Below are 20,310 nucleotides of genomic sequence, written 5' to 3' on the forward strand. Positions count from 1 at the left end.
CTCCTTGGGGTCATCAGGAACACGCACGGGGGCCGCTTGGCCCCTTTTTGCGTGACAGGGAAGATGCCCGCGCGTGCCTTGAACGTGCGGGCGACCTGCCGCCCGGACTGGACGGCGGGAGTGTCAGTTCACCTCGCGGTACCGATGCGCTCGCGGTGCCGTTGGCGAAGCAGGCCGGTGGCCGTGATGTGGGCGCGTACCGCGGCATGGGCGCGGCGAACTTTCGCGTCGGCGGCGGCGCGCGCACCAGGGTCGATAACGGCCGCCGCTTGCCGCTTGGCCCGACGGACCGCGCGTTCCAGCTCTCGGAGCCGCACCCGGTCGGCGTAGCCCTGCGGGTTCGCCACCTGCTGGGGGGCCCGGTCGGGGGTCACACCAGGCAAGTACGCCGCCAAGCTGTGCGTGCAGTTCGGGTGGAACAGGCCGGCGGCGATGGCCTGAGGCAGCGTCCCGGCGACGTGCACCCGCACGCGTTCGCCGTCACGGGTCGCGTGTTCGGCCTCGATCCATCCCGTGCCCGCCCCGGCGATGCGCAGCACGGCGTGTTCCCAGGGAAGGCACCGGTGGCACTCCTGCGGGGAATCGCTGATGCGGATCAGCTCGTAGCCGTGGGCGAGGAGCTGATCGAGACGGCCGGATCGTAGCGCCTGATGCACGACGGTGCGGGTGGCCATCTCGACGTAGGAGGCCAGTTCCCAGCGCCGGCCGCGCCGGTCCACGAATCCAGTCACCCCGCTGGCGAGGAGCTGTTCCCACGCGATCTGCGCGGCGCGGCGTCGGCTCGACAGGCCCAACACGGGCATGACCGAGGCGCGGGTAACCACTGTGCGGTAGCTGTCCAGCGCCCATCTCAGCAGGGGCATATGCGTGCCTGACAGGGTCGATTCCAGGGACCACATCATCGCGAGGAGGCCGTGTACCCCGGGCAGGGCGTCTTTGACCTGCTGTAACTCGGCGTCGATCGCGGTTTTCACCGCCCGTGTGGGCGGTCCGTGCGCCGCGCGGCGTAGCCGGGCCAGCAGGGTGCGGTGCCGGTTCAGGTCGGCGCGTTGCTCGGGGGGCAGTTGCAGTCTGGCGATGGCGTCCAGTGACTCGGTGGAGCCCCGCACGAACGCCAGCACGAGCGTCTGCGCGGCCATGCCGGAGGAGTCGGTCTCAAGCTGGCTGATGAGGTTCTGCGTCCACGCCCGCAGGGTGTGCAGGGCCTGCAATTTCTCGTCGGCCCATGCGGGGGAGTCTTCACCGGCGGCGACCCGGCGGGCGATGTCGGCGGCGAGGCGGGTCGACGCGTCGGCGTACAGGGTGGTCAGTGACCGGGCGAGGTCGGCGGCGACGTCGCGGTCGGAGGCCACCGGCTACCTCCGCCCGCGTCGGCCCCTGGAGGCGCTGCCCACGGGCCTACGGGCCCTGTCCGGCGGCGGGGGCGTGTCGGGCTGTCGGGCGCTGTCAGCCCCGGCACCCTCCGCGTCAGCCCCGGCGTCGGATGGGGGGCCGGTGACAGAGCCGTCCGCGCCGGCACCGGTCACCTGGTCCGGGTTGGCCAGTGGCTGCATCGCGGCCATCTTGCCCGACTCCATCAGGATTCGCCGCGCCTCGCCGTGGACCCGCCGTTCATCCCAGTCCGGGTTGCGTAGACGTACCTTTTCCTCCGTGGAGATCGCCGAAGCGGCCTCCAACAGGCTCAACGTGCGGGCCAGGGCCTCCGGGGTCTCCGCCACCCCATCACCGAAGGTGATCTTCGGTCGTGCCGGTGTGATCCCATCCGCCGGGAACTTCGCCACCCACAGCATGAGCAGCGTCTCGGCCAGGGTCGCCAGCTCCGCCCGCCAGTAGCGCACCTTCTTCTTCCGGGTGATGAACGAGCGCCGTTCGCGGGCCTCGACCTCCGTGGCCGTGGTCGCCACCTCACCCTGCTCACCGATGGACTGCGCGCTGTAGCCGCACCGTCCGACGATTTGGTTGACCAGGGCGTCGGCCGTGGCCTGATGCTCGCTGGCCCGGATTCCGAACGTGGTGGCCGACAGCTCCAACCCGCCGTCGGATTTCGGCATCGAGTCCACGGCCTCGAAGATCTCCCGTTCGGCGTCGAACCGCGCCCCGCCCCCCGGGCCCTGCTGCTGCATGTATGCCCGGGGCACGACGAGGCGGGGCTTGGCCAGGCGTAGGTCACGCATCCACGATGAGTAGGTCTCGTCCAGGGCGTCCATAAGGGTCAGGACTCCGGGGGAGAGATCAGAGCGACCGAGCGGGGAGTTGCGGTCGAGGCGGTTGGGGCGCATGTTCGGCACGTAGCCGGCTGTCAGCCGGCCGGTGATGGTGTCCACGGTGGGCGTGAAGCGAGCTGTGGCCGGGTGCTGGTCCAGCGGGATCGCGGGCCCGAGCACGTCGGAGGCACCGAGGTACAGGCCGTGCAGGACCCGGCCCCGTTCGTGGCGCTCGAGGTGGCGGTAGATCTGGCCGTGTCGGTCCTCCACCACACGCCAGAACGTCACCGCGGAGAGTCTGCCCCACTCCCATTCAGGCACGGCGCAGTCAGGGTGCACGATCCGGAAGAACGGATGCGGGTACAGGTTTTCGTCCCACGAGACGACCACGAACACCCCGCCGAGGGGTGACTGCACCTCCGCGCCTTCCAGCAGCGTCGCGTCGAGCATCGTGGCCTCGGCCATCTCGTCCCATGCCTGCTGCGTCGTGTCGTCGGTGAACTCGATCGCGGGTGGTTCAGCGAACAGCAGGTCCGATGACAGGGTGGCGATGTCCCCGGCGATCGGCACGTGCAGCTTGGCGCGTTTCTCCCCGGCCGGGGTGGGCTGGCCCCAGAACCAGCGTGCGACGGAGCCGACGACGCCTCCTCGGTACTGGCTGGGCCGGTCGGTGGGGCCGTTGCGGAAGAACGGGTGATCGGAGCCGTAGAGGCCGCCGTGAATCATGGCGAGGTCTTCGGGGTCACCGCCGTACCAGGCCGACAGGACCCGCATGTGCTCGAAGGTCTGTTGCATGGCTCGTGGGGGCCATGTGGCCTTCGGGTCGGTGGGCAGGCCCTGGGTGGTGGGGGTGGCGGTCGGTTCGGCTTTCGAGGCTCCGCCCGTGCGGTGGACCGAGCGGGCGGGCATGTAGCCGGCCACGACACCACCTCCCAATAGAATCTATGAAAGAATGCTTGTGAACTTCTAAATGGCTTGCTAATGTTCGGTGCGGACACAGGGCCGGTCACTCACCGGCCGAACCACACGAAGGGGAGTAAACGACCATGAGCGCCGACTTTGAGTTCGACTACGACAAGGCAGACGACAACGGAATCTCGGTAGCCCATATAGGGTCGGCGGCCCTGATCGTCGGCACCTGGGGACCCGACGCGGTCGCCGGGACCGTCCGCGACCTGGCGACCCGCATGTCAGACCTGGTGGCCTGCGGCAACGACGATTGGCGGCCGCTCAAGGTCTACGTCCAGTACGAGGCCGGCACGCTCAAGCAGGCCGACCTCATCGTGTACCGCGACGACGACTGGCTCATCGTCGTCGTGTACGACGCCGAGAGTTCCCGCCACGTCGCGAGCGCACGATTCATCCCGCACCGCCGCCCCCTGGTGACCGTGAAGAAGTACTTCGTCATGGCGCACATGCGTCGGGACTGAACCCAAGCAACAGCGACACCAAGAAGTCAACAAATAATGCTTGACCACTTCTATGTGTCTCTGTAGTGTGAGGTGAGCACGGGGAGCTGGAACCCCACGCACCGGATTCCCAGAGAGGACGACAGTCGATGGGCTGGACTTGCCCCAACCCCCTCCCGCCGTGGCACACCCACGGCAACGGCGACCCCGACGAACCATGCGAGTGCCCCCGAGAGCCATGCGGGGCGGTAGACGCCCGCAACGTGCTCCCCAGTTGCGCAATCCACCTGGACTCGATAAACGGCAACAACGTCCAGTGGGGGCAGTCCCACTGGGCAGGGTCCCCGGCCTGCACCAAGTGGCAGGCCCGTCTGACCGCCCGCGACGGAGCCTGACACCTCCGGCCCCCGCCCCCTTCCCGGGCGGCCCGAACCCATCGGCCACCCGCCAAGCGAGAGGACACCATGAGGCCCTCCCCGTACACCCACGACGAAATTTGCGACCACGTCCTTGAGGCGTTGATACGTCACCGGGCCGAACAGCAAGCCACGCTCACCGCCCTTGAGAAGGACATAAGGCAGCTCGACAACATGATCGACCGGACTCAAGCGTGGTTAACAGGGGACTGCCCGCTGTGCGGACAGAACCTAGCGGGGTGGGACTACCCGGCCCATCACGACGACGACGGCGTCGAGTGCGATTTCCGGTGGCTGGCACGCTGACCCCGGCCGCCGGCCGGGCCACCCGGGACCCCGCTTCCCGTGTGGCCCGGCCGGCTCCTCCCCAACATCCCCGGCCCCCGCCCCATTCCCGGGCGGGGGCCCCAACCGAGAGGACACCATGACCGAGCCCCCCTACCCGTACACGCACGACGAAATTTCCGACCACGTCCTGGAGGCGTTGATACGTCACCGCGCCGCCGTGGACCTTGCCCTGCATCAACAGGGAGCAACGCTCGCCGCCCTCGAAGCCGGCAAGACGGTAGAGGGATGGCCACGAGGCCAGCACGGCATCACAGTCCTACGGCAAACAGTCACGGCTTCCAGGCGCCGATCCGACCTACTCGACAACATGATCAACCGGACTAGGGCGTGGCTGACAGGATGCTGTCCGCTCTGCGACCAAGACCTAGCGCGGCTGGGCTACCCGCCCGATCACCAGGACCACACCGGCGTCGAGTGCGATTTCCGATGGCTGGCACGCTGACGCCCCGGCCGCCGGCCGGGCCACCCGGGACCCCGCTTCCCGTGTGGCCCGGCCGGCTCCGGTCGGCCCCTTCCCCCCCAACCCGAAAGAAGGAACCGTGAATAAAGCCAATGACTGGAACCGTCCGTACTGGCAGGCGCTCGATGTCGACCTGCGTGCGGCGGCGGGCCGGATCGCCGCGTTTGACATCACGGCCGCTGAAGTGAAGGACGGGCCATCCTGGGCTCGCCGGGCGTGCGGCCGGGTAGGCGAGCTGCGCGTCACCGTCTCGACTCGAATCACCGCGCCGGAGAATGCAGAGCTGGTTGCGCTGCGTGCCCGGGCCGAACTGGAGGCCGAGCGCACCGGGGGCACCCGATGAGCATTCCAGACCCGTCAAACGCCGGCACTGGCGCGGAATTGGTGTTTGCGTTGAGCCGCATCCAAAAGATCGCACTGCGCAAGCACCACGACGAGGACGTCGCCGACGGCATCTGCAGGTGGTGTGCCCCTGTTGCAGAAGACGGAACTACTTCCGGGCAGGGGTAGCCCTACGCAGCCCGCGTGTGAACACCGTACCGCACGCGAGCCCGAGGCCGCGCGTCGTTGCTATTCCGGGTCAACCGCGATCTTTTTCGAGTGATGGGGCACGGGGCCCGTCTCGGGACCCAGGCCCAGGAGAGGCAGGTCGACGTCGCAGAGGAGGCGGCGGTAGCCGGTCTGCTCGCGTCCGGCGTCAGCGTCATCGTGGACGACACGAACCTGCCACCGGAGACGCTGGACACGTGGCGGCAGATCGCCGATGCGGCCGATGCACCCCTGGAGGTCGTTGACCTGCGCGACGTGGACGTGGAGGTGTGCATCGCGCGGGATGCCGACCGCCGTGCCAAGGGTGAGCCCGATGTGGGTGCTGAGGTGATACGTGCCATGCACCAGTCACAGCGGCGCGTCCTGTGATCACCTCGGAGTCGATGGCGCGTGCGGTCAGTGAAGGCGCTGGTGTCCAACGCCGTTGCCGCCGGGATGAAGGAGACGGCGCACACACGCACGGGGGATGGGCCCTTGACATCACCCGGTCATGTGCTGCAAGGTTAGGCGTCTCCACGAGACGGCACGAGGAGCGCCACCGGCGCCCGAAGTGCTAGCTCATCACCCCTATCAGGGATCGAAACACTCGCGGAGACAGAGGCACGAAAACGCGTTCGCCGAGCTTGGTCTCAGCGGACGCGTTTTTGCTGTTCGGCGTGCGGCTTCGGGTGCCACAGGATGGTAAAATTTCGCTCGCCGCCTACTCTCCGGTGCTGCCGCCGTGGCATGGCACCGGCTCCATTGCGGCGATGCGGGTCGTGCGACCTGTGCCGATTTCGGATGTTCCTTCCCTGGCCCTTTTGGGCCAGGGCTCCGAACTTTGCCCCTTGTGACCATGATGCATGGGGCCTGCCGGTGCGTGGGGCTCCCATCTCGAACCGAGCGGATGGGCCACCCGCTACGGGTGGGCCCCTCTCGCGCTGTCTCTTTTGTTTGCCTGTGGTGTGTGGCGCGGCCCGGGTGACCTCGACTGGGTAGTCGACCCCGCAGAGCGCGAGCCGGATGACGACTGGACCCCTTGAGTGACAGCCAGCGACAGCAGAAACCAGTCAAGCGTGACCGTGGAGCCGGAGGGAGGACACCATGCCGCGCAGTACGTTGGACGCCGTGAACGCCACCTGGGTTAGCCGACTCGTCGGGGAGTTGAAGGGCTCCGTGCCCGGAATGGTGCTGCTGGCACTAAACCAGGCTGATGATGGCGCGCTGGCAATCGGGGTCTTACGTATCCCGGTCGACTCGCGCGCTGGCTGGCACGGACCCCGGATGCTGCTGTCCATCCTGGCTGCGGCAGATGCCCGGGGCCTGGACGTGGTGTGCACGCCGACGGGCTCGTACGGCTCGGACAGGCAGGCTCTGGTCCGCGCGCTGGGCCGGGTCGGATTCGTCTCTGTGCCTGAAGATCCGTCCGGCCACACCATGCGGCGCCCCTCACCGGCCCCCACGGTCTTTGATCAGCGCCGGGACACCGCATGAGCGTAGAGGCGTGGTCGTTGGTCGGCGGTATGGCCGGCGCGGTAACAGGGGTCGTGGCGCTGGCCGTCAGCGTCTACTTCACGCGACGGGCCACGCGGGCGGCCGAGTCCGCGGCGGCGTCGGCCCAGCGGACCAGCCACATCGAGGTCCAGCGGCGGCACGCCGAACTCACGCCACAGATCGCGCTGTCGGCAACGGCTGACGTGCACGGGCGGGTTTCCCTCACGCTCACGCTCGAGGGACCGCCCGGCGTGCATCTGGATGAGGTCGCCGTCAGCATCAGTGATGATCAGCCAGAACCGCCACGCACGGGACACCACGCCGACAACACGGTTTGGGGGCCCTACCGGTTCGTCCCCGGTGCCAACCAGCGCCTTGGGGCGAGCGCCGAGGCGTTCGCGCTGCGTCGAGGCGAGCAGCGCACCCTCGAACTGGAACCGAGCGTGCCCCCCGCGTGGATCGACCCCAGCGCGTGGGCGGACCGGTATGGCGATACCCCGATCCGGCTCGACATCCGGTGCACACGCGATGACCACGAGCCGTGGGTCACCCTCATGCAGGTGGATCAGCCGCAGGCGGTATTCGACGTGGCCGGACGGCGGACACCACACGGGACGTTGCTGCTGACGCTCACCAACCGGGGTAACGCCCCGGCCCGTGACATCACCATCGAGGATGAGCAAGGCGGCGAACCGCCGCTTGACGGCGACATGCCTGAGGTCATCCAACCAGGAGACGTCCTGCCGCAAGTCGCGATCATGAGCGGCTATCAGTGGGTGAAGTTGACCTGGACCGACCCGCGCAGCAGCCGTCAGTCCCTGACCGTGCGCGGTTGATTCCGCCCTGCTACTTGCCCGTTCCGGGGTGTCTGCGTCTCCCACCGGCGGCCGTGGTTCGCGCGCCACGCCTGGGCGGGGGTGAGCCAACCGACGCGGCCGGGTTGGGGGTAAGCGAGGGTGGGTTGAGTCATCCATGCCGGCGGGTTCGCCGGCGGCGGCGGCACCGGGCCCGGCACGGCCGGCGTCGGCGGGCCGGGGTCGATCTTCCGGCGGAGCCTGAACCAGGGAATACGACGCACCGTGAACCTCCTCTAAACGGCCGGGGCGGCGCTGGCACGCGCCCCGGCCGTGCTATCGCCTCAGGCCGCCGATCACCACGGCGCCAACAACAATCACGAACACGAGGGCTGCTACCAGCTTCTGCTTAGTCGTCAGCTCGGCGGGAGGCCGCGGTACCACGGGGAACCCCTCGCCATCTGGCAAAGGAGGCGTGCCATGCGGGTCACGGTTGCGGTGCATACGGGGCCTGTTGTCGTCGGCCATCACAGCCTCCTTCAGTCCGTCTAGCCCAGCCTCAAGCCAGTGGGCCTTGCGGGGGCCAAGTAAACCGCCTCAGGCGGTGTGAGGAACCGGTGCCGATGGTGCCGATGGTGCAGCACGTCGAGAGACGTTCCGCCGGGGGTAGGCAAGCAAAAGGGGCCGATGCTGTCGGCGAATTCGGGAGTGCTTCGCGTTGGGCCGAGGTTCGTCACCGGGGGGGCCGGGACATGCGCGATGTCACGTCGCGGAATTCTGCCCATGGAGGAATTCGCGGGCGTCGGCGCAGAACCGCGCCACGTTGGCGTAGGCGCGGTGCGGGTACAGCGCTTCGGCGAGGGTTCGCACGTGTTTGACGCAGCGCGCGGACGCCACCTGGTCAGACAGGGTGACCACGGCCTGGTCCCCCAAGGCGACGGCCTTGTCGAGGTCTGGCACCTCTTGGAGGGCGTAGGTCTGGCCGAGCAGCGCGTTGCGTAGCGCGCCCTCCCTGGTGTAGTCGCCGCCTTGCAGGCGTCGCGCCATCCGCAGATGAGTGCGGGCGCCGGCCCAGTGCGACAGCTTGAGGTGGCTGTAGCCGGCCATAGCGTGCGCCTGGGCCTCGTCTACCCAGTAGGTCCAGTCCGGGTCGCCGTGGTCGGGGGCCGCGTTGTCGAGGGTGTCGAACGCCGCGTCGATCGCGCGGCGGGTGTCGGTGACGGACTCGGCGTTGGCGTGGGCCTCGGCCGCGCGCAGGTGCAGGATGGCCGTGACTTTGGGGCTAGCGGCGGGGTAGCCGGCGCGGGCGGTTTCGGCGAGCGTGACGGCCTGGCGTGTCTGGCCGAGGTCCTTGGCCTGGCAGGACATGCACCCCAGAATGATTGCGCCGAGGGCGCGGTCACCGGCGGCGTGTGCCGCGTGCATAGCCGCGGTCCAGTAGCGCTGCGCGTTCGGGTGGTGGCCCGAATCGAAGGCCAGCCATCCGGCTAGCCGCAGGATCTCTGCGGCGCTGGAGTGCAGCCGCCGGCCGACAGTATCGGTGTAGCTGCGCTGCGTCATCAAGTTGGTGACGGTGCTCAAGTGTTGGCGGACGAGTCCGAGGGTTTGCCCGCCCCCGAGGTGGTCGTCCATGCGGCGGAGGTCTGCGGTGATCGCGTCGATATGGTCCACCACGTCGGTGGTGAGCTGGTAACCGCGCGTGGCTATCGGTGAGCCGGCGGGGCCTGCGATCAGCCACTCGTGCCCGGAGGCGGTCATGGCAGAGCCCAGGAGCGTCACGAACGTCCGCCGTCGCATGATCCCACCCTCGTTGACGGTCTGGACCGCGTGCAATGCCCCGGCCACGGTCCAGGGCAGGACGAGTCCCGTGGAGGCCGGAACCGCCTCACCGCTGTCGTCAGGCCAGCCCAGGTCAGACGGGGTGATCGTGCGGCCCAGCAGATCTGACAGCAGGTGCGCAGCCAGGGCCGACCAGGGACGGCCGGGCACCTGGCCACAACGCCACTTGTAGGGCGTTTTGAGGTGCAGCCGTTTGTGGAAGCCGTGATGTTCGGCGGAATCGTTGAGGCGGCGGGCATACGCCTCGGGCGTTAGCCCGGCCTCGGTCAGCAGCCGGTCAAACTCCGCGCCGTTGCCACTCATCGCGACCCCTCCGAGGTGTCCTGAGTGGCACAGTAGCGGTGACAGGTAACTCCGTCACTACGCCCTACCGCAGATCGAGTGTGGCGCTACTCCGGTGGACCTTGAAGGTACGCGCGTAGCGCACGGCGGGTCAGTTCACTGGGAGAGATGCCGGCGTCGCTGGCCGCCGTCACAAGCGCCTCTTGGAAGTCGGGGTCGAGCCAGACATAGAAGACATCCGCTGGCACCGACCCGACCGCGGGGCGACCCCGCCGACGAGGCCGCAACTGTGTCGTGTCGTACCCCTGCTCGGCCTCCGACGCAAGGCGTTCGATGAGCTCATCGGTGAGTTCATCGCCACCGGAGGTGCCCCTGCATGACTTGCTCATGATCGTCCCTCCGGCTCGTCGCCGTCAATCTCGCTCTCGTGAAGGCGGTGGTTTGCAGCGTGGGTGACGTCGGCACCATCCACGCCATGCTTCCGCGCTGATCTATGCACCTTTACACCACGACATTAACGTACTACGAGAATGAGCCGACACTTCGCCGCCCTGCGGATGGAGCAGCAGCAGCGCGGCTTGCGTATGGCCCGAAAAAACCGCGTGACCTGAGGCGTGATCGGGGGTGTTCGCCGCCCCGGGCACCATCGGCACCATCGACACCGGTGGCAGGCAACGCCCGGCGAGATGTACTGGACTCACTGTCCAGGGGCCGCGCACGTCACGATCCCTGGACCGGACGGCAGCAGTGAGCAGGACGAGCACATCTACGCCAACCGTGCGGGGTCGTGGGCGCGAGCGGGTCACCCAGGTCGGGCCCGTCGTCCTGACGTCGACCGCCTCGGAATCACCGTGAGTGTCGATGGTCAACACATGCTGTGGGTGGACACGTAGTTCTGCCTGTAGCGACCGTCCGCGTCCGCGGCGGGAAGGAGTGGACGTGATGACGAGTGGGCCAGGGCCGATCACGAGCCGTAGGCGTTTGCGTATGGCGCTACGGCAACTGAGGCTCGCCGCCGGCCGCTCCTTGGAGGACATCCGGGACGAGATGGACTGGTCACTGTCTAAGGTGAGGCGGATCGAGAGTGGTGTCGTTAGCGTCTCCGTCAACGACCTCCGCGCGCTGCTGGCGTACTACGGAGTCGCTGATCCCGCCCAGGTGGACCGTCTGGTGGACATGGCGCGCTCGGCGCGTCGGCGGCACTGGGCCGGACAGGACCGTGCGTACCTGTCGACTTCCTATGCGGAGGTGCTGGGCGTCGAGGACGATGCCTCACGGATCAGCCAGTACCACCCCTTCCTGATTCCCGGACTTCTTCGGACCCAGGACTACGCGCGGCTGGTGGCCACGGCCAGCCCGCATACCCGTGACAGCCAGGCCGTCGAGGCTTGGGTACGGCTGTGTATGGCGCGACAAGACCGTGCGTTCAGCAACGACCGACACCACTCCGTGCGGTTCGTGTTGGATGAACGCGCACTCAAGGCAGTTCGCGAGCCCGACGTGATGCGGCACCAAATCGGCAAGATCCTCGGTCTTTTGCCGCGACTCAATTTGGTCATCCTCCAGTGGGACAGCGCGGCTGAACCCGGATTCGTCGGCCCGTTTTCCTGCCATGAGTTCTGCTCTGACCTTGATCCCGACGTCGTCTGCCTTGAAAACCAACCCAACGACGTGACCCTCATCGAACATCCTGACACGGTTGCTCGGTACAAGGCAGCGTTTCGTGAGCTGTTCGACCAAGCCGTTCCCGGGGCCGGTGACCCCGGGCGTGAGATCCTCAACCGCCACGGCGGTCACTGCTAGGGAGTCACGGCGATGCCGCCTCTGGCCTGTGGTCGGGGGCGGTATCGCCGTGTTGCGGTGGTGGTTGCTCCGTGGGCGCGGCGTGTGGGTGTCCGCCTCGAACTTGGTAACACAGAAAGCATAAAATCGACGCGCTGGAGAAGGTGCTCCGGGAAGCGCCGTGGCGCTGCCTGTGCATCTGCACCTGCCACCTGGGACGGCAATGCACCTGCGTCTGCACCTGCTCATAGCCCAAACGACGCCGCCCCCGACCTTGTGGTCGGGGGCGGCGTCGTGTCTGCGGGCACCATCGGCACCATCGGCACCGTGGCCAGGCAACCCCTGGTGGGGTGTACTGGGCTCAACATTGGCTTTCGTCGTTGGGAGCGCTATGAGTATGAGACGTCGAGGCGTCGTCGCCGCCGGGCTGGCCGCCCTTCTGGTCGCCTCAGCCCTCACCACGCCGTCCCTGACATCAGCGGCGGTGGGTGTCGAAACCCAGGGCACAGACAACCTGGACCCCGCTATCAGGGCGGAAATGGAACGGCAGAGCGAGCTAGCGCCGGCCGGCAACGTGCTCTGGGAGGAGCAGGTGAGAGCGCCCGAGTCCGGGTGGGCTAGCCTCGCGTACGAGGGCAAGGGCCTCACGCTCTACTGGAAGGGCGACCTGACACCGGGCATGGCTGCGGCTCTCGAGCGTGCACGCCAGTGGGGGCCAGTTGTTGTGAAGCCGGCGGCGTACTCCCGTGCCGAGCTGCAAGCCGCCGCAGAAAAGATCATTTCTGCTAGCGAGCAGCACCCCGAGCACGACATTCAGTCGATCGGGCTAGAGAGCGACGGTAGCGGCCTGGAAATTGCCCGTGGCCCTAAAGTCCTGCACCCGGGGACGGTGCCCAAGAGGACCGGGCCGGTCACGTCGGCGGTGCAGATCCTCCAGGAAGCTGGGGTCGACGTCCCGGTGGCGGTGGTTGACCGACCCGAGCAGATGCAACTGACGGTCAACCGCTCCGACGATTCGCCCCCGTGGAACGGCGGCGGGAAATGGGAGGCGTGGCGGGGCAACAACGACAGGCGGTCCACGTGCACGACGGGGTTCGGCGTCTATTCCGGCGGCCGGACCTGGGTCCTCAGCGCCGGGCACTGCGGGTCGCCACCCGACGACGCGTACCAGGGCGTGTGGGGTCAACCAGGTTTTGACGAGATGGGGCCGGTCCACGACGACGATTGGCGTTCAGACCTGCTGCTCATCGACGCTCCCGGATGGTACAAAATTTTCGACGGGTCAGCGAACACGTCTACTACGAAGGTCGTCAAAGGCTGGGGCGGTTGGACGAAGGGCGAACTGGTCTGCCAGTCCGGCCGGACAAGCGGGACGGTGTGCGCCATCAGGCAGTCCCATGAACGAAACTATTTCCTGGATTGCAACTTCGGGGCGGACTCCGATGGTGACTGCGACTACACCATCCGTGGCATCATTGAGGGCTATCAAACCGAGGGCCGCGAAGCGACCCGGATTGGCGACAGCGGCGGCCCCGTCTTCGTGCTCGACGGCGCCGGCGTGCGGGCCAAGGGCATCACGGTCGGCGGCGGCGGCACGACATTCTGGTTCCAGGACTGGGCGACCGTGATTGACGTGTTCGGGGCCTACCCACGCACGGGCTGAACCAAGGTGGTGGGTCGCGTGACTTGACGCGGCCCACCACACCGAATTCGCCGACGTGCAGGGGCAACGCGGCGTACCATGCCGCCAAAGGGGCAAAGGGAGACATGTCGATGACGACTCAGCAGACGCAAGGCCCCACGCCCGGCCGCGCGCGCCGGCACGTGGTAGTTGGCCTCCTAGCCGCCGCGGTCGCCGTCGGCACCGCAGCGACCATCGGCATCGTCACGGGCGACCCAGAGCCCGAGCCAGTGCAGGCCGCATCCGTGGCGAACACGGACGCGGGCCCGGTCCGCTGTCCCGAACAGCGGCACGAGCCGGACTGGCCAGCCACCCCGTTCGCACCGGAGGTCATGGTCCCCACCGGGGCGACCGAGGTTCTGATGTGCACCTACCCCACGCTCGGGCCAGAACCATGGAGCCTCGGCAGCACCAGGCGCAACACCAGCGACGTCACCGAGCTGACCGACTACATCAACGGGTTGGCGATCTCCGAAGACGACGCCGGCTGTCTGATGCACATCCCACCTCTGCGGCGCAGCATCGTGTTCGGCTACGCCGGGCAGCGTGCGGTGACGATCCATCTGGGCTGCGCCTTCTGGCAGCGCGAGGGCGGCGGCGCGTCCCGCTACGGTGGCGATCAGCGTAAGGTCCTCGCCTACTGGGGCCTAACCTGGAACGAGCACTGAACACCTCCCGCGCCGCAACCGGTCAGCCCCCGCGCGTCGGCACACGCGCGACGCGCTCGGCTTACCGGACCTGGAGTTCGGCGATCGTGGCCCGGGCCAGGGACAGATCCACAGCAAGCTGATCTACAAGATCAGCGGCGCTGTCCGAGCCTGTGATACCGGCTCGGTTGAGTGCGTCCCACACGTCATGGAGCGCGCCGAACGCCTCGGCGCAGTTGAGGCGACAACGCCCGTGGATTGGTAGGTAGCAAGTCGATTCCTCCTCCATGCGGTGACTCCCCCTTTTTGTATTCGTGGCGCGCGCCGACCCGGTATACGGCGGGTGGTGTCGCTGTCCTACTGTCAAGCTTTTCCTTGTTCAGTTTAGGGAAGGCGCTTGATGTCCCCGCACCACACCACCACCTCACCATTGATAGCCGAGCCGATCCCGTCGCCTGTAGACGCGCTGGTGGCTCGAGAACTGCCGAAGCTGGTTGCGCTGGGCGTTAGCCTGCTGCTGTGGGTCGGCCTGGGCGCGTTGGGTCGACTGCTGTGGGGCCTGCTAGCGGCGTGAGCGTCGGCCTGGCCACCGGCCGGTGACACGTTTGATCAAGTTAGCGACCATGCCGCGTACCACGTGCGGTGGGAGCCGGCCGCCGGTGGCCTCGGTGATCGCCGCGACGCCGCGGTCGAAGGCACCGGGTGTGCCGTAGCCGATTTTGATCGCGCCTTTGCCGCGCGTCCAGTATTTCAAGATCCCCGATGGGATGTCCGACATGTGCTATCTCCTTTTCTCTCGTATGCCGGGGGATTGCGCCATAAGGGCCCGGCCGTAGTAATCGGCCGAAAATCAATAGCAACGCGCGGCGGGTGCTGGCCCGCGGCGAAGAGGTCACCGTGACGTGGCACCAACCGGCACCAGTCGGCTGTTCTCGGGGCGCTCCTGCGCGGGGCGTTGGCGCCCGGGGGCGATGCCCCGGGGGTGGCGCTCGTGCTGCGGCGTGATGCGCTGGCTGATCGCTGCGTCATCAGGTAGGCCATGATCTTGCGACGGGACGTAGCGCCGTGAGATAGCCGAGGGGCCTGCACCTTGCGGTGTAGGCCCCTCGTTGAGGTCTGGCCAGCAGCGCAGCTCCTCGCTCCACTCCTACGGCTTGCTTCCCTTTCGCACCATCGAGACAGTACGCCGAAGGCGGACAGCAGGCCGTAAGAGGGAGGCTACAGCATCCCGGATGTGGCGGTGAGTGGGTGTGGGGCTGTCACCGCATCGTGGTGTGGGTGGTCTGGTGGGCAGTCGGCTGTTCTCGGGGCGCTCCTGCGCGGGGCGTTGGCGCCCGGGGGCGATGCCCCGGGGGTGGCGCTCGTGCTGCGGCGTGATGCGCTGGCTGATCGCTGCGTCATCAGGTAGGCCATGATCTTGCGACGGGACGTAGCGCCGTGGGACGGCCGAAGGGCCTGCACCTTGCGGTGTAGGCCCTTCGTTGCGGGCTGGCCAGCGGCGCAGCTCCTCACTCCGATCCTACGGCTTGCTGCTTCCCACAAGTAGTTAGCAAGGGTACAGCATCCCCGGGTGTGGGGCTGTCACCGCATCGTGGTGTGGCTGGTCTGGTGGTGGGGGCGCGGTTTTGGGGTCTCCGGGCCGGGGCGGCGTGCGGCGGTGGGGGTGGGCCGGTGTCGGCGGCCGTGGTCGGTGGCTAGTGCGGCGAGGTCTTGGACGGCGCGGTGGAGGCGGGCGTACGCGTCGCGGTCGTGGGTGGCCTGCACTTCGGCGGCTCGGTCCGCGAGGTCTTGGACGGCGTGGTTCAGGTTGGTGATGTGCTGTTCCAGTGCGGCGATGTGGTGGCGGTACTCGCCTTCGGTTCGCTGGTGGAATGTGGTCACGGCGTCGCGTTGGTCTTTGGTGTCGGCTATGAGGTGGTGGACGGCGCGGGCGAATGCGGTGGGGTGCTGGCGGGCGGCGTCGATCAGTGTCTCTGGGGTGGCTGTTTGGAGGGTTGAGGTGGTGAAGGGTTGGTCGGGGGCACGGTCGGCGACGGCGTGGGCGAGGGCCATCCAGGCGTGGGCGGCGTCGGCGTGGTAGCTGGTGCGTAGGGCGTCGGCTGCTGCGCGCCAGCAGGTGTCGGGGGTGGGGATGTCGTGGGGTGGCGGGGTGGGTGTTGGTTCGGTGGTGGGGGTGGTGGTGCCTCGGATGATGGGCATGGCGAGCACGACCCTTCTTGTGAGGTTTCAACGGTTTTGTGGTTTCTGCGTATTTCTCGAACACCATAATGGTCATTATGATGTAAAGCGGTTCCTGTGAATTCGCTGGGCAAAGTTGACCTTTGTTCTGGCTTGGCGCAACCTGATGCGGCGCAGTGACGTTGACGCCCTGGATCGGTGGATCAGATACCGTCTCAGTGCACGTGATGCCGTAGCGTCGACCCGATGACCGCCGTTCCGAACCCGTATCCGGACCCGCCACAGCATCCGACGACATTCGCCGACGCGCAAAAGGTCAGCCCGCTGGACTTGGCACGCCGCGTCGGTGACGTGCTCCGCTGGCTCGGGGACACGATCTCCCTGCCCACCGACGTCCCGCCCGGCGACCCGCGGCGCGTGCAGCGGCTGGGCCTAGAGTTGGAACACCTCGCGACCGTTCGCGCCCTGCACCACTACCTCGGCCGCAGCACAGCGCACCGGGTCCACGCCGCCGTGATCAGCGGTGCCACGGCCGAGCAGGTCACGCTCGCTACTGGACTCAGCCTCACCGAGGTCACGGCGATCTGGACCACGTGGTCGGATGGCCAACGCAAGCTCGAACGCGATCTGCCGCACTTGCCGCAGCACACTGCGGCCTACGACTATGTAGCCGACGTCCTCGCCGCCGGTTGCACGACCAAGGCCGCGTCTGACGCCCCTGAGGACGGCGGGGCGCAACGTGAGCACGACGATCTAAATCGGACTGTTGACACGCCCTCTCAGCAGAAATCGACGGCCAGCCACCGCCGCCCTTCCAGGTCGTAGTAGCCGTCACCACCGGAATGAGTGGCCCCGCACTCGGCCCACGGGGTCCGTGGCGTCTTTGCGGCGATGGCCACCATCTCGTCACGGGTGACCGTGTATCCGGACTCGGCCACGATCTCGCCCTGGTCGAGCTGATTCAACCACGCTTCGTAGTCGGTGACATTCCGATCGGGGTGTGCGCGGAAAGTGAACGTTCCGGCGGCGTGCTGGCCGAGATGGATGCCCTCACCGTCGTCCGGGGTGTTGGCGATGCGAACGTAGTAGTTGGTCGACATCGCGGTCTCCTAGCTCGGGCCGGTGGTCAGTGTCGCGAGATGCTGACGGTCGTCCTCGGTGAACGTCGTCTCGATGGCGGCCAGTAGGCCGCCGTAGGTGCGTCGGGCGACACCGGCTTCTTCCACCAGGTCAACGGCGTTGCGGATCTGTCGGCCGAGGTCCCGCCGATCGAGCCACCACTTGGGGTCTGTCACCCGTAGTGCCGCCGCGACGTAGATACCAGCGATGTCCTCGGCGCGCGGGTGCCCGGCGTGCCGGTAGTCTTCCTCGCCTAGGATTCCAGCGAATCCCAGCTCTCTGGGCGGGTCGCAGACCCTCGCGACGATCTCAGCGACCATCGTGGCGCGGGCCTCGATGGCGGCCGAGACTTGCCGGGGGGTGCCGTCAGTGATGTCGGGCCAGCCGGCGGCCTTGGCGAGGGTCAGCGCGCGTGCGGTCAGCGCGGCCCGCTGCTGCTGGCGTTCGGCGCGGACGCAGTCATGGCATGGGTGCTCTGCCAGCCACCGGGCCTTGTCCTCACGTTGACCTTTTGTGTTCGGGCCCCGGATGTTGATGGTTTCGGTGTGGCCGCAGGACCGGCGTATGTCGTATTGAGACATCAGGTGTTGGACTGGTCAGGGGCGGCGAGGGCCACGCGGATTTCCTCTTTGGCATCGCGGTCCCCCTTCACCCAGTGCCGCCAGTATTTGACCATGTCGCGGGCGTCCTCCGTGGCCTCGTGTACGAGGGCGTAGTCGCCGTCGTACCCTTCTCCGGCTCCGCCGAACTGGCGTTGCGTCGCTGCGACGTAGGCCCTGGCTAGGCCGTGGGCGTAGGCGAAATCCTGCTCTGGCAGGGCGGTAAGTCGCTGCCCCTTATGCTGGTCGGCTAGGTACACCAGGGCATAGGCGATACGCAGCCCGGCGCGGTGATCGACGTACGCGTGGATCGGTTCAGCCTCCCCCGCGCGGAACTCCGCTACGTCGGTTAGGGAGACGACGATGGTTTGGATGTTGAGCTGCCCCGTCTGCATTACTAGCCACCCGCCGCGCGGATCGTCGCCGTCTCGGGGCTCGGCTACCTTGACGAGTAGACCGCCGATCTGCTTGCCGTCGGTGCGGGTCACGAGTACGTGGGCGTGTACGTACTGCTCGGCGTTGGAGTGGCGAGCAGTGACAGATCCCATGTGGGTCGGGTCCCGATCGAGGTCGATGATCTTCACTGTATCCTCCTCTTGTCGATTGCTCGATCAAAGCATAGGACAGCAGTAACCGACAAGCAACCCTTCACAGATTCTGTGGGTCCCTGTTTTCGCGGTGGGCCGCCCGCATGGGGGAGGGCGGCACCCCTTGGCTTCGTGGGCCTCCACGGGTGCCGCCCTCAAACCTGCATCAATACCAACCAACAGGAGCAACGAATGTGAGACGGACAAGGTTTCGGGAGCATCGAGAACAAGATTCACCGGCACCGGCCCCCAAGTGATGGCCGCCCTGCGCAACGCCGCCATCGGTGCCCTACGAACCGCCGGCATCACGCTCGCGACAGCACCCGCCCACTGGCCCTTCTCGGCATCACGTGACGACTTTGCCGGGGCACTGAGAGGGAGCCGGGGCTCGCGACATCACGTTCCGTGTTCAGCTCGGGTGTCTGCGGGGTGTGAGTAGCAACCGTGCGTAAATTTCCGACAAGGATGGCACTTTGGGCTTCCCGCCAGGGATTTCCGCGCTACCGTAGGGGTCTGCGCGACCCCGTTTGACGAAAGAGCCCCGGGGCTCTGGCCATGAAGCCTAGTTGGACGGGGGTTCGTGCTTTCTAGTAGTAGTGCGTTGTCCCAGACGCCCACAGGTCGTACACGTGGCGGATCTTGGGCTGGATGATCTCGTAGTACTGGCCGTCGTCGCGCTCCCTCAAGCGTGTGACCGCCCATGTGCAGTAGTCGGCGGCCTGTAAAGCGAAGTCCGAGCTGCACGGCCAGAACGCGAGCGTGCGCTTGACCCTGTAGGGCAGGCACTGAGTCAGCACCGCCTCGATGCCTCCCCGGAAGGCTTTCCGTGTTCGTTTGGTGCCCAGCTCGGCCGCAACGATGAGGGCCTCGTCGTCGGCGCCGAACGTCCGCGGTGCGACGTACTTGAGGTGGTAGTACCAGGCGTAGCGGAAGAACGTCGCGTGGTCCTGGCGAACGTGAGGCTGCGCCTTCGACTTCTCGAGCAGGGTGATGTCGAACTGGAAGTCGAGGGTCGACAACAGCTTGAAGACGTTCAGGCGTACCTCAGGCGTGTCGTTCGTGGCGTGGAAGCAGGAGTCCAGGCCGTGATTGCGGAAGGCCAGTTCATCACGCAGATGCCCGAACGCCGCTCGCAGCCCCGATAGTTCGGATTCGTCAATGGCGAGGGTGCCGACGGCGAAGAAACGCGAAAGGTTTGGTCCTTTTTTGAAGTTGAGATCACCGCTCTCGTCTGAGAACAAGAATCGTCGTGCCACAGTGTTACTCCGCGAGGAAGGAGAAAAGGGGCGCTTCATCTTAGTAGTGCCTGGCTGGTTACGGTGCGCTGAACACGCGGTGTGGCGTGTGCTCCGGGCGTCATGCCGTTACCTGCCATGCTGGAGCCTACCCCTTGCTGCAACACCCCTTGCTGTAGGTCAATGTGTGGGGCTTGCTCGACCGTTCCCTTTAGGCAGTTCAGCGCCCTCGTTGTTGGCGAGCACGCGACCGCCCGGTGCTGCGGTCGTCACGCTGCCCAGACAACCTCGTCGGGTGCCCCATACCCCTCGGACACCGTCACCCGACCCGGAATGATCCACATGTTGGTTTTCATCGGCAGGTCGAACATGCTCACCGACAGCCCGGCGCGCGTCGCGGCTTCGGCCAGCACCGGATCTATCCCGTAGTCGCAGTGAATCGCCAGCCGCGCGAAGTCCTGCTGCGGTGCCTCCCCCCTGAGATGTTGATCGATCAGCGTGGCCAAAGCGTCGGCGAAGCGGTCGGCCTGGGCGGGGGTGAAGCGTTGCCGCAGCATCACGGACGCCACGTTGAAGGTCGCGGTCGCAGCCTGTTCCGCGGCGTCCCGGCCGCCCAGGTCGTGGCGTGTGTCGCTGGTGAGCTTGTCAGCCCACCACGTGGCGGCGGCGCGGGCCTCAGGTTTCGGGTCGATGGGAGTCTCCATGAGC

23 protein-coding genes are annotated in these 20,310 nt (G+C 67.1%); 10 read left to right on the forward strand and 13 right to left on the reverse strand.

The window, feature by feature from the left end; genetic code table 11:
• Positions 1-128: 128 nt before the first annotated feature.
• Both SALPAC2_RS0123660 and SALPAC2_RS25325 read right to left on the reverse strand, forming a co-directional pair.
• Positions 129-1,352 (reverse strand): phage minor capsid protein, encoded by a 1,224-nt coding sequence (locus tag SALPAC2_RS0123660; RefSeq protein WP_018219105.1) that lies wholly within the window; start codon positions 1,350-1,352, stop codon positions 129-131.
• Positions 1,353-1,355: 3 nt separating this feature from the next.
• Complete coding sequence (locus SALPAC2_RS25325) at positions 1,356-3,125, reverse strand: hypothetical protein (RefSeq protein WP_018219106.1); 1,770 nt, start codon at positions 3,123-3,125, stop codon at positions 1,356-1,358.
• A gap of 125 nt (positions 3,126-3,250) precedes the next feature.
• Between SALPAC2_RS25325 and SALPAC2_RS0123670 the strand changes: the two genes are divergently transcribed.
• From SALPAC2_RS0123670 to SALPAC2_RS0123695, 5 genes are all read left to right on the forward strand, one after another.
• Entirely contained in the window at positions 3,251-3,634 is a 384-nt protein-coding gene (locus SALPAC2_RS0123670) for a hypothetical protein (protein WP_018219107.1), read from the forward strand.
• A gap of 1,282 nt (positions 3,635-4,916) precedes the next feature.
• The gene (locus SALPAC2_RS25330) at positions 4,917-5,180 is read left to right on the forward strand and encodes a hypothetical protein (protein ID WP_018219109.1); all 264 of its coding nucleotides are present in this window, start codon (positions 4,917-4,919) and stop codon (positions 5,178-5,180) included.
• Positions 5,181-5,404: 224 nt separating this feature from the next.
• Positions 5,405-5,755, forward strand: coding sequence for an AAA family ATPase (locus SALPAC2_RS0123685; protein ID WP_397540885.1), 351 nt, complete (start codon positions 5,405-5,407; stop codon positions 5,753-5,755).
• A 714-nt stretch (positions 5,756-6,469) separates the two neighbouring features.
• Entirely contained in the window at positions 6,470-6,859 is a 390-nt protein-coding gene (locus SALPAC2_RS25335; protein ID WP_018219111.1) for a hypothetical protein, read from the forward strand.
• A gap of 53 nt (positions 6,860-6,912) precedes the next feature.
• A complete protein-coding gene (locus tag SALPAC2_RS0123695; RefSeq protein ID WP_018219112.1) occupies positions 6,913-7,695 on the forward strand; it encodes a hypothetical protein in 783 nt (260 codons plus the stop codon).
• A 294-nt stretch (positions 7,696-7,989) separates the two neighbouring features.
• Here SALPAC2_RS0123695 and SALPAC2_RS26620 read toward each other — a convergent pair whose 3' ends face one another.
• The 3 genes from SALPAC2_RS26620 to SALPAC2_RS0123705 all read right to left on the reverse strand — a co-directional run bounded on the left by SALPAC2_RS26620 (position 7,990) and on the right by SALPAC2_RS0123705 (position 10,163).
• Positions 7,990-8,181 carry a hypothetical protein gene (locus SALPAC2_RS26620; protein WP_080637024.1) on the reverse strand — a complete coding sequence of 64 codons (192 nt, stop codon included), beginning with the start codon at positions 8,179-8,181 and terminating at the stop codon, positions 7,990-7,992.
• A gap of 234 nt (positions 8,182-8,415) precedes the next feature.
• The gene (locus tag SALPAC2_RS0123700; protein WP_026185088.1) at positions 8,416-9,795 is read right to left on the reverse strand and encodes a hypothetical protein; all 1,380 of its coding nucleotides are present in this window, start codon (positions 9,793-9,795) and stop codon (positions 8,416-8,418) included.
• 86 nt (positions 9,796-9,881) lie between these two features.
• Positions 9,882-10,163, reverse strand: coding sequence for a ribbon-helix-helix domain-containing protein (locus tag SALPAC2_RS0123705; protein ID WP_018219113.1), 282 nt, complete (start codon positions 10,161-10,163; stop codon positions 9,882-9,884).
• A gap of 598 nt (positions 10,164-10,761) precedes the next feature.
• On the opposite strand from SALPAC2_RS0123705, the gene SALPAC2_RS0123710 reads away from it, so the two are divergent.
• The 3 genes from SALPAC2_RS0123710 (at position 10,762) to SALPAC2_RS28120 (ending at position 13,905) form a co-directional block, all read left to right on the forward strand.
• Positions 10,762-11,577, forward strand: coding sequence for a helix-turn-helix domain-containing protein (locus tag SALPAC2_RS0123710; RefSeq protein ID WP_018219114.1), 816 nt, complete (start codon positions 10,762-10,764; stop codon positions 11,575-11,577).
• 370 nt (positions 11,578-11,947) lie between these two features.
• Positions 11,948-13,219, forward strand: a complete 1,272-nt coding sequence (locus SALPAC2_RS0123715) for a chymotrypsin family serine protease (RefSeq protein WP_018219115.1) — start codon at positions 11,948-11,950, stop codon at positions 13,217-13,219.
• A gap of 110 nt (positions 13,220-13,329) precedes the next feature.
• Positions 13,330-13,905 carry a hypothetical protein gene (locus SALPAC2_RS28120; protein WP_223874175.1) on the forward strand — a complete coding sequence of 192 codons (576 nt, stop codon included), beginning with the start codon at positions 13,330-13,332 and terminating at the stop codon, positions 13,903-13,905.
• Positions 13,906-13,966: 61 nt separating this feature from the next.
• Here SALPAC2_RS28120 and SALPAC2_RS0123725 read toward each other — a convergent pair whose 3' ends face one another.
• Entirely contained in the window at positions 13,967-14,173 is a 207-nt protein-coding gene (locus tag SALPAC2_RS0123725; protein WP_018219117.1) for a hypothetical protein, read from the reverse strand.
• A 111-nt stretch (positions 14,174-14,284) separates the two neighbouring features.
• Here SALPAC2_RS0123725 and SALPAC2_RS27410 point away from each other — a divergent pair, with 111 nt between their 5' ends.
• A complete protein-coding gene (locus SALPAC2_RS27410) occupies positions 14,285-14,458 on the forward strand; it encodes a hypothetical protein (RefSeq protein ID WP_018219118.1) in 174 nt (57 codons plus the stop codon).
• Here SALPAC2_RS27410 and SALPAC2_RS25340 read toward each other — a convergent pair.
• Both SALPAC2_RS25340 and SALPAC2_RS0123740 read right to left on the reverse strand, forming a co-directional pair.
• Complete coding sequence (locus SALPAC2_RS25340; protein ID WP_018219119.1) at positions 14,447-14,662, reverse strand: hypothetical protein; 216 nt, start codon at positions 14,660-14,662, stop codon at positions 14,447-14,449. The two genes, SALPAC2_RS27410 and SALPAC2_RS25340, sit on opposite strands and share 12 nt — an antisense overlap.
• Positions 14,663-15,465: 803 nt before the next feature.
• Complete coding sequence (locus tag SALPAC2_RS0123740; RefSeq protein WP_162561405.1) at positions 15,466-16,083, reverse strand: hypothetical protein; 618 nt, start codon at positions 16,081-16,083, stop codon at positions 15,466-15,468.
• Between the two features lie 225 nt (positions 16,084-16,308).
• Between SALPAC2_RS0123740 and SALPAC2_RS0123745 the strand changes: the two genes are divergently transcribed.
• Positions 16,309-16,887, forward strand: coding sequence for a hypothetical protein (locus tag SALPAC2_RS0123745; protein WP_018219121.1), 579 nt, complete (start codon positions 16,309-16,311; stop codon positions 16,885-16,887).
• On the opposite strand, the gene SALPAC2_RS0123750 is transcribed toward SALPAC2_RS0123745, so the two are convergent.
• The 5 genes from SALPAC2_RS0123750 to SALPAC2_RS0123770 form a co-directional block, all read right to left on the reverse strand.
• Positions 16,842-17,162 carry a hypothetical protein gene (locus tag SALPAC2_RS0123750; RefSeq protein ID WP_018219122.1) on the reverse strand — a complete coding sequence of 107 codons (321 nt, stop codon included), beginning with the start codon at positions 17,160-17,162 and terminating at the stop codon, positions 16,842-16,844. The genes SALPAC2_RS0123745 and SALPAC2_RS0123750 overlap by 46 nt on opposite strands.
• A gap of 9 nt (positions 17,163-17,171) precedes the next feature.
• Positions 17,172-17,762 (reverse strand): hypothetical protein, encoded by a 591-nt coding sequence (locus SALPAC2_RS0123755; RefSeq protein WP_018219123.1) that lies wholly within the window; start codon positions 17,760-17,762, stop codon positions 17,172-17,174.
• Entirely contained in the window at positions 17,762-18,364 is a 603-nt protein-coding gene (locus tag SALPAC2_RS0123760) for a hypothetical protein (RefSeq protein ID WP_018219124.1), read from the reverse strand. The genes SALPAC2_RS0123755 and SALPAC2_RS0123760 overlap by 1 nt, the downstream gene beginning before the upstream one ends.
• A 590-nt stretch (positions 18,365-18,954) precedes the next feature.
• Positions 18,955-19,623: a DUF3800 domain-containing protein gene (locus SALPAC2_RS0123765; RefSeq protein WP_018219125.1), complete on the reverse strand. Its 669-nt coding sequence runs from the start codon at positions 19,621-19,623 to the stop codon at positions 18,955-18,957.
• Between the two features lie 248 nt (positions 19,624-19,871).
• On the reverse strand, positions 19,872-20,306 hold the full coding sequence (locus SALPAC2_RS0123770; RefSeq protein ID WP_018219126.1) for a DUF2267 domain-containing protein: 435 nt from the start codon (positions 20,304-20,306) through the stop codon (positions 19,872-19,874).
• Positions 20,307-20,310: the final 4 nt, after the last annotated feature.

Origin of the sequence: Salinispora vitiensis (genome assembly GCF_000378825.1) — a bacterium.
In the GTDB taxonomy this organism is placed as follows: Bacteria; Actinomycetota; Actinomycetes; order Mycobacteriales; family Micromonosporaceae; genus Micromonospora; species Micromonospora vitiensis.